The organism is Bordetella hinzii LMG 13501, from assembly GCF_001548475.1.
Lineage (GTDB): Bacteria > Pseudomonadota > Gammaproteobacteria > Burkholderiales > Burkholderiaceae_B > Bordetella > Bordetella hinzii.
This window is the reverse complement of the sequence record NZ_LRUJ01000003.1, coordinates 20,478-32,867: the sequence shown is the minus strand read 5'-3', so window position 1 is coordinate 32,867 and position 12,390 is coordinate 20,478. Positions and strand designations below refer to the sequence as shown.

The following is a 12,390-nucleotide window of genomic DNA, read 5'->3' as shown; positions in this document are numbered from 1 at the left end:
ACCATGACTGCCCTTCTCACCCACGCCACGCAGCCGTTTGCCTCCGCCGTCTCGGATACCGCGCCCGCGGTGTCCATCGCAGGCCTGAACAAGTACTACGGAAAGTTCCACGCGCTGCGGGATATCCATCTCGAAGTCTCCAACGGCGAGATCGTCGTGCTCTGCGGGCCTTCCGGATCCGGAAAATCCTCGCTCATACGCTGCATCAATCACCTGGAACAGCATGATTCCGGCCATATCCACGTCAATGGCCTGCCCCTGACCCGGCGCCCCGAAGACGTGGAGAAAGTCCGGCGCCAACTCGGCATGGTGTTCCAGGGCTTCAATCTTTTTCCCCACATGACGGTGTTGGCCAATTGCACTTTCGCGCTCAAGCTGGCCATGAATGTGCCGGCCCGGGAAGCCGAGCAGATCGCGCGGGAGTACCTGCACAAGGTCAACGTCATCGAGCAGGCCGACAAGTATCCGATACAGCTGTCGGGCGGCCAGCAGCAGCGGGTCGCCATTGCGCGGGCGCTGTGCCTGCGCCCGCGCATCATGCTGTTCGACGAGCCGACCTCGGCGCTGGATCCCGAGTCGGTCGGCTCGGTGCTGCGCATCATGGAAGACCTGGCGCAGACCGGCATCACCATGATCTGTGTGACCCACGAAATGGGTTTCGCCCGCAAGGTGGCCGACCGCTGTGTCTTCATGGAGCGCGGCGAGATACTCGAGACCGGCCATGCCGAGCAGTTTTTCGACGCTCCCAGGAGCGAACGCTTAAGGAATTTCCTCGAACAGGTGCTGTAGGGCGGGCGCCGGCCGGAGGGATCGGTCTTGGCCGGCGGGAGCACGCCACCCTCGGCATTTCACAGTGGTACTTCGATCGCAAACAAACTGACAAGGGGTTGTGATGATGAAAGAACTGATTTCGGCCGGCCTGCTGGCCGGCGCGATCGTGGCGGGCGCGGCGCAAGCCCAGGACGCCCTGGTGGTGAGCACCTGGGGCGGAAGCTTCCGGGACCTTATCGACGAGAACATCAGCAAGGAGTTCACCCGCCAGACGGGGGTGCCGGTGAAATACATCACCGGTGGCACCATCGACCGCCTGAACAAGGCCAAGCTCGCCGGCAAGCCGGAAAGCGACATCACCTTCACCACCTCGCACATCGGCTGGCTCTACGTCAACGCCGGTCTCTACGAGAAGCTGGACCTGGGCAAGATCCCGAACTACGCGCACCTGGTCGACCGCGCCAAGATCAGCCCCTACCATATCGGCAGCTGGGCCTATGTCTACACCATCGGCTATCGCCCCGACCTGGTGCCGGCCGGCATCAAGTTCGACAGCTGGACCGACCTGTGGAATCCCGCGCTCAAGGGCAAGCTCTCGGCGCCCGACTTCGATCCCAGCCACATCATCGCGGTGTCGGCCATGCTGTCGGGCGGCGACGCGGCCACCTGGCAGAAGGGCGAGGAAAAGCTCAAGGCGCTCAAGCCCAATTTCAAGGCCTTCTACACCAACGACGCCAACAGCCAGCAGCTGATCGCCGCCGGCGAGACGCCCGCCCAGATCCTGCTGTCCATGAACGCCTATTACATGATCGGGCAGGGCGTGCCCATCAAGGTGGCCATGCCCAAGGAGGGCGCGGTGCTGGGCGTGGACACCATGGCCATCATGAAAGGCAGCACGAAGGCCGACCTGGCCTATAAGTTCATCGACATCGCGCTCTCGCCGCAGGTGCAGGCCAAGATCGTGGCGGCCAAGAAGGCCAGCCCGGTGGTGGACAATGCCCAGGTATCGCCCGAAGATGCCGCCTTGCCCGGCGTATTCACGACCAAGCAGCAGTGGGACACCCAAGCCATCGTCATCGACGACAAGCTGCGCGCCGAGAAGACCGCCGAATGGCGCAAATGGTTCACCGAAAACATGATGAACTGAGCGCAGTCCACGGCGCCGCCGGCCGCAATGGGCGGCGCCTGTCTTTGAACGCAGAATAGGGATGGACCTGCCTATGGACACACGCAACACGCTCAAGGGATGGCTGATTTCCCCGGCAAGCTTCGTGGCGCTTTGCATCTGTGTCGCGTTGGCGACCGTGCTGCAATACAGCTTGCGCACTTTTATTCCTGGCTCGCTGGATGTCGGCGGCCTGACCCTGGCCAACTTCTCGGGCCTGACCAAGCCGATCTACCTGGACGCCTTCGTCAATACGCTCAGACTGAGCGTGGAGACGACGATTTTTTCCCTGCTCGTAGCCTATCCCCTGGCCTATGCCCTGGTCCGGGTGCGCAACCGCTTTATCAAATCCTTTGTCCTCATCGTCTCCATCACGCCGCTTTTCCTGGGCGAGATCGTGCGCACGTATTCCTGGATCATCGTGCTGGGCAACAATGGTTTCATCAACACGATGTTGCGCAAGCTGGGCCTGATCGACCAGCCGCTGACCCTGATGTTCAGCCATCTCGGGGTGCTGGTGGCGCTGGTCCATGTGACCATTCCGGTTGTCGTGCTCATGCTGGCCACGGCCATCTCGCATATCGACCGCGATTACGAAAAAGCCGCCGAGAGCCTGGGCGCCGGGCCGGTGCGCACCTTCGTGACCGTCACCTTGCCCTTGTCCATGCCCGGCATCCTGGCCAGCATCACCACTTCCTTTGCCTGGACCTTCAGCGCCTTCGCCACGCCGCAGATGATAGGTGGCGGGCGTGTGCCCACGGTATCCACCCTTGTCTATCAACTGGGATTTTCGTCGATGAATTTTCCGCTTGCGGCCAGCCTGAGCGTGGTGGGGCTGGGCTTGACGGCGATCGCGTTGATGCTGCTTGGCCGGGTGACCCGGCGCCTGAAAGTCATCGGAGGACACTGATATGAGAATCCGCAGCGCCGCGCCCCTGTGGCTGCGCATCGGGGCGCCCATCCTGATCACGCTTATCCTGGCCTTCGTGCTGCTGCCCGTGGTGGTGGTGTTCCTGGCCTCTTTCAACGACAAGGCCCTGCTGACATTTCCGCCGGAATCCTGGTCGTTGCGCTGGTTCAGCCGCGTGTTCACCTACGCCGACTTCCGCGATGGCTTTCATGCCAGCATGGTGGTCACGATCTGGTCGTCCCTGCTGGCGCTGGTCATCGGGACCGGCCTGGCGGTCGCGGTCAAGCGCATGGAGTTTCCAGGCAAGAACATCCTGCAGGCCATTTTGCTCTCGCCTCTGGTGATCCCGCACTTCACCGTGGGCCTGGGCCTGCTCATCCTGGTGGCCCAGCTGGATATCGAGCGCGGCTACGGTCTGGTGATCCTCTGCCACGTCATGCTGGTGCTGCCCTTTGTGCTGCGCAGCGTCTACGTGTCCATGGAGAACCTGGACGAGCGCCTGGAGCAGAGCGCGGCCAGCCTGGGCGCCTCGCCGGTGCGGGTGTTGTTCACGATCACGGTGCCGCTTTTGGCGCCGGGCTTGTTCGGCGGCTGGATGTTCGCGGCCATCATGTCGTTCAGTGAATTCACCGCCTCGCTGTTCGTGACCACGCAACGCACGCAGACGCTGCCGGTGACCATGTACAACTATGTGCGCGAGTTCGCCGACCCGACGCTGGCCGCCTTGTCGGTCGTCTATATCGTGCTGACGGCGGCGTTGCTGGTCTTCGCCAATCGCTTCCTGGGCCTGGGCCGCATCCTCAATATCGAGGAGCCGCGCTAGCCGGCGGCGGGCCGCCGGCCCGCCTCAGTATCCGCGGGCGGGGTCGACGCGGTTCTCGGGCGCGAGCCCCTGGCTGACGCGCAGGATGTTCTCGGCAATCTGGGTCGCGGCCGATGCCGGGATGGCCACCGAGGCCAGGTGAGGCGTGATCAGCACATTGTCCATTTTCCAGAGCGCGTCGCTGGCGGGCAGCGGCTCGCGTTCGAAGACATCGAGCGTCGCGCCGCCCAGGTGGCCCGAAGCCAGCAGGTCGGTCATGGCCGCCTGGTCGATAAGCGCGCCACGGGCAACGTTGACGAGCGCCGCGCCGCGCGGCAGGCGCATGAGGCGCTGCCTGTCGAGCAGACCACGGGTCTGCGGCGTGAGCGGCAGCATCACCACCAGGATGTCGGCCTGGGACAGTACCGTGTCCAGGCTCTCCATGCCGGCGTGGCAGTCTATGCCCTCGATCTGGCGCGGACTGCGCGACCAGCCCAGCACCGAAAAGCCCTGGCGGCGCAGTTCTTGCGCGGCGCGGGCGCCCAGTTCGCCCAGGCCCAGCACGGCGACCTTCCATTCTTCGGGCGCGCGGGGGTGGCGATAGGCCCACTCGCCGCGGCGTTGCGCCTGTTCGAAATAAGGAATGTCGCGGGCGTGGCGCAGCGCGGCGAACAACACATAGCCCGCCATCATGCGGGCCATGTTGGGATCGGTGATGCGGGTGATCGGGATGCCGGCCGGCAGGTCGTCGCGGCCGACCAGCGAATCCACGCCGGCGCCCAGATTGATGATCAGGCGCAGATTGGGCATCTTGGCGAAGAATCCCGCTGGCGCTTTCCAGGCCAGGGCGTAGTGCACGGCGGCCGGGTCGTCGATCTCGCTGGCATGGACGATGCGCAGATCCGGTATCTGCGCATGCAAGGCATCGCGCCAGGTCGCGAAATCATCGAACTCACTGTAGAAAACCAGCGAACCGGAAGGGGAAGGAGTGGCGCTCATGCAAGGCCCTCAGGTGGGTCGTTGTATCAGGCGCGACATGGCTTCGATGGCCAGCTCATAGCCTTCTCCGCCCAGCCCCGCGATGACGCCGTCGGCCGCCTTGGAGATATAAGAGTGGTGCCGGAAAGGCTCGCGCCGCCAGATATTGCTCATATGGACTTCGATGATCCTGCCCGGAAAGGATAGCAGGGCATCGAGGATGGGCACGGATGAATAGGTCAGGCCGGCCGCGTTGATGATGACGCCCTGGGCCAGGCCGCGCGCTTCCTGTATCCAGTCGACCAGCTGCCCCTCGTAATTGGACTGCACGAAGTGCAGCGTCATGTTCAGGGAGGCCGCTTTCTGCTCGCAGCGCGCCTGCAGCGCCGGAAAGCTCTCGGAACCATAGGTCTTGTTGGCATCCAGGCCATAAAGATTGGCATTGGGGCCGTTCAGGAACCAGACGGTGGATGCGGGGGGGAGAGGGGTCATGGCCGCTTCAAGCCTCATGAGGGATGGTCGCCTGCATCGCGGGCAGGGCATGGAAGGCGCCGAACCACTCGGCGGCCCGGGGATGGCTGTCGCGCCACTGCAGCTCGGGGAACCTGAAATCCAGATAGCCCAGGGCACAGCCGATGCCGACTTCGCCGATGGTAGGGCGCGCGCCCGCCAGTTGCGGCGCCAGCGCCTCGATGGCGTCCAGGCTGGCGCCCACCTTGAGCAGCTGGGCTTCGCGCCAATCGTTCCATTGCCTGTCGGCGGGGCGGGCCGTGTGTTCATAGCGCGCCAGCAGGGCCGCGTCCAGCAGCCCGTCGCCCAAGGCCTGCCAGGTCAGCGCCTGCCAGCGCGCCGCGCCCGTGGCCGGAAACAGATGCTCGTCGCCGGCGCTGCTGGCCAGGTACTCGCAGATCACCCGGCTGTCGTACAGCGCCTGGCCGTTGTCCAGGATCAGCGTGGGCACTTTGGCCAGCGGATTATGCGCGGCGATGCGGGCATCGCGCCGTATCGGGTGGGCGGCGCTGTCCAGCCATTGGATGCGGCCGGCCTGGCCGGTCAGGTGCGCGCACACCATGACCTTGCGCACATAGGGGGAAGTCGGGGCGTATAGCAGCTTCAAGGCGGCCTCCAGCCGTAGGGAATGAGTTCAGGGACGCAGTACCAGCTTGCCGAAAACCTTGCCGCTTTCCAGCAGCTGGTGCGCCCGCGCGGCCTCGGCCAGCGGCAGGCTCTGGGACATCCTGGGGCGGATGCGGCCATCGGCCACCAGCGGCAGCACATGGCGCTGCAGGGCGGCCGCCATGCGCGCTTTCTCGGCGTCGGTTTGCGGACGCATGGTCGAGGAATGCAGGCTCAACTGCTTCTGCATCAAGGTCAGCAGTTCGATATTGATGGCCGACCCCTGCAGAAAGGACAGGCTGACGTGGCGGCCGCCGAAGGCCAGGACCTGCATATTGCGGCGCACATAGTCGCCGCCGACAATGTCCAGCACGACGTCGACGCCCTTGCCTTGCGTGAAGGTCTCGCAGGCGGCCACGAAGTCGGTGTCGTGAAAACAGATGGCCTCGGAGGCGCCCAGCTCGCGCAGGGCGGCCAGGCGCTCGCGCTCGCCATCGGTGACGATGACCCGCGCGCCGGCGGCATGCGCCATCTGTATCGCCAGCGTGCCGATACCGCCGCCGCCGCCGTGGATGAGCACGGTCTCTCCCATGCGCAGGCGGCCCAGTTCAAAGAGGTTGTGCCAGACCGTGAACAGGCCTTCGGGCAAGGCGCTGGCTTCCTCATCGCTCAGATCTTCCGGCACGGGAAGGGAGTGCTCCAGACGGGCCACGCACCACGGGGCATAGCCGCCGCCGGCCAGCAGGCTCATGAGGCGCTTGCCCATCAGCGCCTGGGGCACGCCGGGGCCGCAAGCGGCGACCTCGCCGCAGGCTTCCAGTCCGAGGATATCGGTCACGCCCGGGGCCGGCTTGCTCAAGCCCTGGCGCTGCATGATGTCGGGCCGGTTGATGCCGGCCGAGCGCACGCGCAACAGCACTTCGCCGGCGCCGGGCGTGGGCACGGGCCGGCGGGCCAGCGTCAAGACAGTGGCATCTCCCGGCTCGCGGGCGATGATGGCTTGCATTTCGGTAGGGTGTTGGCTCATGGGCTTAGGGAGGCAGACGAGTGGAATTCGACGGCCTGTGCAGGCCGCCTGGATCGGGCCCCGGCCTTGCCGCGGGTCCGGCCGCGGAGCGCGGTCCCGCGTTCAGGACGGCGCGTTGAAGACGCTGACGCCGTGGCTGGGCAGGGCCAGGCCCGCCACCGCGCCCACGGGCCATTCATGAATGCAATTCAGATCGGCGCTGCGCACCATGACGTGCTGGCGCCCTTCCACGGGGACGTGGACGTCCAGGTAGAGGTCGACGTGATCGCCCTGGAACACATGGTTGACTACCGTGCCGCTCAGCACGGAGCCGCTATGCAGGCTTTCCAGCTTGATGTGCTCCGGACGCACATAGACGTCCAGGCGATGGCCTTCATAGGAGCCGCCGACCAGCCGGTCGCGCGGAATGGTCGTCAGGCCGGCCCCCAGGCGCAGCTGTATGGTTTCGGCATTGGCGCCGTGGTAGTGCGCGGGCAGGATATTGACGTCGCCCAGGAAGGACGCGACAAAGGGATCCTGCGGGTTGCGATAGAGTTCGCTGGGCGTCGCGATCTGCTTGATCACACCCTGGTTCATCACGGCGATGCGGTCCGACATGCTCAAGGCTTCGCCCTGGTCATGCGTGACGAAAATCGTGGTCACGCCCAGCTTGCGCTGGATATCGCGCACCTCGACCTGCATGGCGCCGCGCAAGCCTTTGTCCAGCGCCGAGAAAGGTTCGTCCAGCAGCAGCACCTTGGGACGTATCACCAGGGCGCGGGCCAGCGCCACGCGCTGTTGTTGGCCGCCCGACAATTCGCGCGGCTTGCGTTGGCCCAGGCCGTCGAGCTTGACCAGGGCCATCGCCTCGCGCACCCGCTCGGCGATCTCGGCTGCCGGCGTGTGGCGCATCCGCAGGCCATAGCCGATGTTGCGCTCCACCGTCATGTGCGGAAAAAGCGCGTAGTTCTGGAACACGATACCGATCTGCCGCTGGTAGGGCGGCAGCGTCGTGACCGGTTTGCCGTCGATGAAGATCTCGCCCTCGTCGGCATCGGCAAATCCCGCGATCAGGTTCAGCAGCGTGGTCTTGCCGCAGCCCGAAGGTCCGAGCAGGGTCAGAAACTCTCCCTGTTCTATCTTCAAGGAAACTCGCTGCAGGACGGTGTGGTCGCGGTACTTCTTTACCACTCCCTCCAGGCTGACCGCGCTGGAGATATCGGAGGCGTGGTTGCGATTCTGCATGGCTGCGGGACTCACGGTTTTTTTCCGATGGGGGACGTGCTCGGCTCCACGGGCATGCCAGCGCGGGCCGAGCCGCTTTTGATGGGTTCAAGAATACGGCAAAGGGGGTGGCCGGGTGCTTTGTCGATGCTGATGGGGGCCATCGGAAAAACGAAATACCGCCCGCGCTTGGACAGCCCGCGCCCCGGGCCGGCGGGACATTTGCTTTTTCCTAAGTCAGCCGTCCGAAAAACGAAGTTATCAAGCCCGATGTTCTGCCGCACACTGCGTGGCAATCGTCGGGCGGCACGCTTTTGGTGCTTGCCGGCCAGTTCTCCTGGATCTTCGTGCCGGACTCGAGACGGACCAGGTCTCGACACTCTTTAGGATCTTGACATGTCAATTGAAAAAACGAACACGCTGGTGGTCGGCGCGGGACAGGCCGGTATCGCAATGAGCGAGCATCTCACGGCGATGGGCATCCCGCATATCGTGCTGGAGCGCAAGCGCATCGCCGAACGCTGGCGTTCGGAGCGCTGGGATTCCCTGGTCGCCAATGGGCCGGCTTGGCATGACCGCTTCCCCGGCCTGACCTTCGACGATGTCGGTCCCGACGTGTTTCCGCCCAAGGAAAGAATGGCGAAGTATTTCGAAGACTACGCAAGGATGATCAAGGCGCCGGTGCGCACCGGCGTCGAAGTCAAGCATGTCAGGCGCAACGATAGGCGGCCCGGCTTTACCATCACGACCTCCGACGGGGTGATCGAAGCCCAGCACGTGGTGGCCGCCACCGGCCCGTTTCAGATTCCCAGCTACCCCAGGATCGTGCCGGACAGCGCCGGTATCCAGCAGCTGCATTCTTCGGCATACAAGAATCCTGGCCAGCTGGCCGACGGCGCCGTGCTGGTGGTGGGCGCGGGCGCGTCCGGTTCGCAGATCGCCGAAGAGCTGCGCCAGGCCGGCCGCACGGTCTACCTCTCTGTGGGCGAACACTACCGTCCGCCGCGCGCCTATCGCCAACGCGATTATTGCTGGTGGCTCGGCGCGCTGGGCATGTGGGATGAGGTCAAGAAAAAGCCCAAGCGCGAGCACGTCGCCTTTGCGGTGAGCGGCTACGAGAATGGCAAGACCGTGGACTTCCGGCGCCTGGCGCACGACGGCATCCAACTGGTGGGCATCACCAAATCCTACGAAAACGGGGTGCTGCATTTCGAGGACAATCTGGCGCGCGATATTGCGCAGGGCGACGAAGACTACTTTGAAGTGTTGCGCGAGGCCGATGCCTATATCGAGCAGAACGGCCTGGACCTGCCGCCCGAACCCGAGGCCTGGAAGCTGCTCAGCGATCCGGAATGCCTGACGCATCCCATCCTCAGCCTCGACCTGGCCCGCGCCGGCATCCGGACCATTCTGTGGGCCACCGGCTTCAAGGTCGATTTCAGCTGGATCGAGGCCGATATCTTCGATGAGAAAGGCTATCCCATCCACAAGCGCGGCATCTCGGCGGAAAAAGGGATTTACTTCCTGGGGCTGCCCAACCTGACCAACCGCTCCTCGTCATTCATCTGGGGGGTATGGCACGACGCGCGCTACATCGCCGACCATATCGGCATCCACCTCGATTATCTTTCCTACAAGAAAGAATAAGGCCGGCTCAGCCCTGCGGCGGCAGGCCCTTGGTCAGCAGTTTGAGGCGCAGGGCCTGTCGCGCGCGCGACAGGCGGCTGCGGACCGTGCCCACCGGCAGGGTCAGCTGGCGGGCCGCTTCTTCGTACGAGATATCGTCCAGGCTCATCAACAGCAAGATGTCGCGCATCGCGGCTGGCAACTCCTCCAGCGCCTGCGCGAGTATTTCCAGCGCCTGGCGGTGTTCGATGATGGTCCGCGGACAGGCGCCTTCACAGGCGACCTGTTCCAGGACCCCCACGGCCACGAACTCAAAACGCCGCTCGGGCGCGCGCGATAGATGGTTGCGCACCAGATTGAGCGCGATGCCGTACAGCCAGGTCGACAGCTGGGAGTCCCCCCGGAACGTGCCGAAGGACCGCGCGGCCTCCAGGAATGCCTGCTGTGTCAGGTCCTCGGCTTCGCCGTCATTGCCGATGTGCTTGACGATGAAGCGCCGCAGGCGGTCGGTGTGCGTGGCCACCAGCTCCCGGAAAAGGCGTTCGTCCGCGCTCGCAGGCGGGAGCGCAGCATAGCCTGACATCACGGGAAGGCATTCCATGGCGGCGACAAATATCGAAGGGGTAATGCGACATTTTTCGCCAAAATACTATATTTGCTACAAAAAAAGCAACCATCTGCAATAAACATTGCAAAAAGAAGCAGGACTCCCGACGGGAAATCTAGAGATAGGGCGTGGCCAGCCAGATGAGTTTGTTGCGCAGCCGGTAGACAAACGGACGGTCGCGCAGTGATTCCAGCGTCACCTGGCGGGCTTGGGCGATCCGGGCGTCGACCCGGCCGGCGATCCATTGCGCCAGCTGCGCATCATAGATTTCCGTGTCCAGCTCGAAATTCAGCCGCAGGCTGCGCGGGTCCAGATTGGACGACCCGACATACGACCAGACGCCGTCCACCGTCATCAGCTTGGAATGATCGAAAGCGCCGCCAGCGCGCCACACCCGGCATCCGGTGCGCACGATCTGGTCCAGCTGGGCCTGCATGGCGTAATCCACCAGACGCAGATTGTTCTTGTCCGGAATCACCACGTCCACTGTCACCCCGCGGCGGGCGGCCGTGGCCAGCGCGCCGATCAGCGTCTGGTCCGGCAGAAAATACGGCGATTGAATCCGCACATGGCGTTGGGCGACGGCCAGGGCGCCCAGCAGCATATTCTGGTTATTGCCCAGCGCGCGGTCGGGCCCCGAGGCCACGCAGCGCACCGGCACCGTGCCGGCCGGCTCCGTCAGCGTGGCCGGAAACCACGGCTCGCCAGCCAGCGTCTCGTGGGTCGTGAAATTCCAATCATGGGCAAACACCGACATCAGCTGCCCCACCACCGGCCCTTGCAGCTCGAAATGCGTATCGCGATTGGTTTGCGCGCCGGACAGGGCCGAGACAAAGGCCGCGCGCACGTTCATGCCGCCGGTCAGCCCATGGCAGCCATCGGCCACCAGGATCTTGCGATGGCTGCGCAGATTGGCGTAGGGCATGCGCAGGACCCCCAGGGGATTGGTCATGAAGCGCGCCGTGGGCACGCCGCCCTTGACCAGCATGCGCACAATGGGCGGATGCGAATAGCGGCTGCCCACCGCATCGATCAGCACCCGGACCTGCACCCCGCGGGCCTGGGCCTCGATCAAGGCCTCGGCGATCTCGCGCCCGATGGGATCGTTATCGAAGATATAGCTCTGCATAGCGATGCAATGCTTCGCCTGGCGGATGGCCGCCAGCATGGCCGGATAGGCCTCATCCCCGCCGTCGAGCGGCCGCACCCGGTTGCCGCCGAGCAGCTGGAAGAAACTCAGCTTGTCGCCCAGCTTGCGCAAAGAGGCAAACTGCGGCGCGCTATGAGGCACCACATCGCCCAGCGTGGCCGAACTGAGCATATCCACATTGGCCACCACCGCCTCGTCGCGCTGCTGCGACACCAGGCTGCGGCGGATCCGGTTGATGCCCGCCACGAAATAAAGCAGGGCGCCGAAAATCGGCGAAAACAGCGCCACGCCCACCCACGCGATGGCGGCCCGGACATCCTGCTTGGTCATGGCCGCATGCACCGCAGCCCCCGTTCCGGCGATCACACTGACGGCAAATACCAGGTGTGGCCAGTATTGATTCAGAAGTTCGTCGATACGCTCCATGGACATCCCATAGGACTGGCGCCGCCCCGCGCGGCCTCTGTTTCCGCGCAAGGATAGCAAGCCTGGCGCGCCGGTCAATCAGCCCTTGGCACACTCCCCGATTTTCGTGCTAGAATTCTTCTTCTTTGCAGCGGTGGCTGTAGCTCAGTTGGTAGAGTCCCGGATTGTGATTCCGGTTGTCGTGGGTTCGAGTCCCATCAGCCACCCCACCGAATACAAATGAAATCAGGCACTTACGCGAAAGCGGGGTGCCTTTTTTCTTTGGTTCAATGGTGACAAGATCGCTAATTGGTGACATCAGGCGCTTTTGATCTTCACGACTCGGCGCCGGTCGTACACGCGCCTAGTGGTGGCGGGGTTGGCGTGAGTCTCTGGGTTTTCGCCCCGGCCCACCATCACCGTGACGTAGTAGGCCCGCAGATCATGGAAGGTGAACCGCTCGGTTCCTGGCAGCTTTAGCCAGTCCGCCATGATTCGGTTCCACATGGCCTTGAACCCCTTTTCGGTGTACGGCTGCCCCTGGCGCGTCGTCCAGACAAACATGGACGGCTGGCGCTCAATGCTGGCCAGCTCCTTGAACAAATCGCGCAGATCGTCGGTCCATTCGAT

General features: G+C 64.1%; 13 protein-coding genes and 1 tRNA gene. 6 read left to right on the top strand and 8 right to left on the bottom strand.

Features of this window, described 5'->3' with window-relative positions:
• Positions 1–3: 3 nt before the first annotated feature.
• The 4 genes from AXA74_RS02705 to AXA74_RS02690 all read left to right on the top strand — a co-directional run bounded on the left by AXA74_RS02705 (position 4) and on the right by AXA74_RS02690 (position 3,669).
• Positions 4–789, top strand: coding sequence for an amino acid ABC transporter ATP-binding protein (locus tag AXA74_RS02705; protein ID WP_029579163.1), 786 nt, complete (start codon positions 4–6; stop codon positions 787–789).
• A gap of 103 nt (positions 790–892) precedes the next feature.
• Positions 893–1,918 (top strand): ABC transporter substrate-binding protein, encoded by a 1,026-nt coding sequence (locus AXA74_RS02700; protein ID WP_029579164.1) that lies wholly within the window; start codon positions 893–895, stop codon positions 1,916–1,918.
• Positions 1,919–1,991: 73 nt separating this feature from the next.
• Entirely contained in the window at positions 1,992–2,846 is an 855-nt protein-coding gene (locus tag AXA74_RS02695; protein ID WP_032978819.1) for an ABC transporter permease, read from the top strand.
• A 1-nt stretch (position 2,847) separates the two neighbouring features.
• Positions 2,848–3,669, top strand: coding sequence for an ABC transporter permease (locus AXA74_RS02690; protein ID WP_029579166.1), 822 nt, complete (start codon positions 2,848–2,850; stop codon positions 3,667–3,669).
• A 24-nt stretch (positions 3,670–3,693) separates the two neighbouring features.
• On the opposite strand, the gene AXA74_RS02685 is transcribed toward AXA74_RS02690, so the two are convergent.
• The 5 genes from AXA74_RS02685 to AXA74_RS02665 form a co-directional block, all read right to left on the bottom strand.
• Positions 3,694–4,647 (bottom strand): 2-hydroxyacid dehydrogenase, encoded by a 954-nt coding sequence (locus AXA74_RS02685; RefSeq protein ID WP_032978727.1) that lies wholly within the window; start codon positions 4,645–4,647, stop codon positions 3,694–3,696.
• Positions 4,648–4,656: 9 nt separating this feature from the next.
• Positions 4,657–5,118 (bottom strand): type II 3-dehydroquinate dehydratase, encoded by a 462-nt coding sequence (locus AXA74_RS02680; protein WP_029579168.1) that lies wholly within the window; start codon positions 5,116–5,118, stop codon positions 4,657–4,659.
• A gap of 7 nt (positions 5,119–5,125) precedes the next feature.
• On the bottom strand, positions 5,126–5,743 hold the full coding sequence (locus AXA74_RS02675; protein WP_032978724.1) for a glutathione S-transferase: 618 nt from the start codon (positions 5,741–5,743) through the stop codon (positions 5,126–5,128).
• A 27-nt stretch (positions 5,744–5,770) separates the two neighbouring features.
• A complete protein-coding gene (locus AXA74_RS02670) occupies positions 5,771–6,769 on the bottom strand; it encodes an NAD(P)H-quinone oxidoreductase (protein WP_029579170.1) in 999 nt (332 codons plus the stop codon).
• 102 nt (positions 6,770–6,871) lie between these two features.
• Entirely contained in the window at positions 6,872–8,008 is a 1,137-nt protein-coding gene (locus AXA74_RS02665) for an ABC transporter ATP-binding protein (protein ID WP_029579171.1), read from the bottom strand.
• A gap of 360 nt (positions 8,009–8,368) precedes the next feature.
• Between AXA74_RS02665 and AXA74_RS02660 the strand changes: the two genes are divergently transcribed.
• Positions 8,369–9,619 carry a flavin-containing monooxygenase gene (locus AXA74_RS02660; RefSeq protein WP_032978721.1) on the top strand — a complete coding sequence of 417 codons (1,251 nt, stop codon included), beginning with the start codon at positions 8,369–8,371 and terminating at the stop codon, positions 9,617–9,619.
• A gap of 7 nt (positions 9,620–9,626) precedes the next feature.
• Here the strand turns inward: AXA74_RS02660 and AXA74_RS02655 are convergent, their stop codons facing one another.
• Both AXA74_RS02655 and cls read right to left on the bottom strand, forming a co-directional pair.
• On the bottom strand, positions 9,627–10,121 hold the full coding sequence (locus AXA74_RS02655; protein ID WP_230584545.1) for an RNA polymerase sigma factor: 495 nt from the start codon (positions 10,119–10,121) through the stop codon (positions 9,627–9,629).
• A 199-nt stretch (positions 10,122–10,320) separates the two neighbouring features.
• Positions 10,321–11,781, bottom strand: coding sequence for a cardiolipin synthase (cls, locus tag AXA74_RS02650; RefSeq protein ID WP_029579174.1), 1,461 nt, complete (start codon positions 11,779–11,781; stop codon positions 10,321–10,323).
• A 133-nt stretch (positions 11,782–11,914) separates the two neighbouring features.
• Between cls and AXA74_RS02645 the strand changes: the two genes are divergently transcribed.
• Positions 11,915–11,990: transfer RNA gene (locus tag AXA74_RS02645), tRNA-His, on the top strand.
• A gap of 88 nt (positions 11,991–12,078) precedes the next feature.
• Here AXA74_RS02645 and AXA74_RS02640 read toward each other — a convergent pair.
• Entirely contained in the window at positions 12,079–12,363 is a 285-nt protein-coding gene (locus AXA74_RS02640) for a site-specific integrase (RefSeq protein WP_230588822.1), read from the bottom strand.
• Between the last annotated feature and the right edge of the window lie 27 nt (positions 12,364–12,390).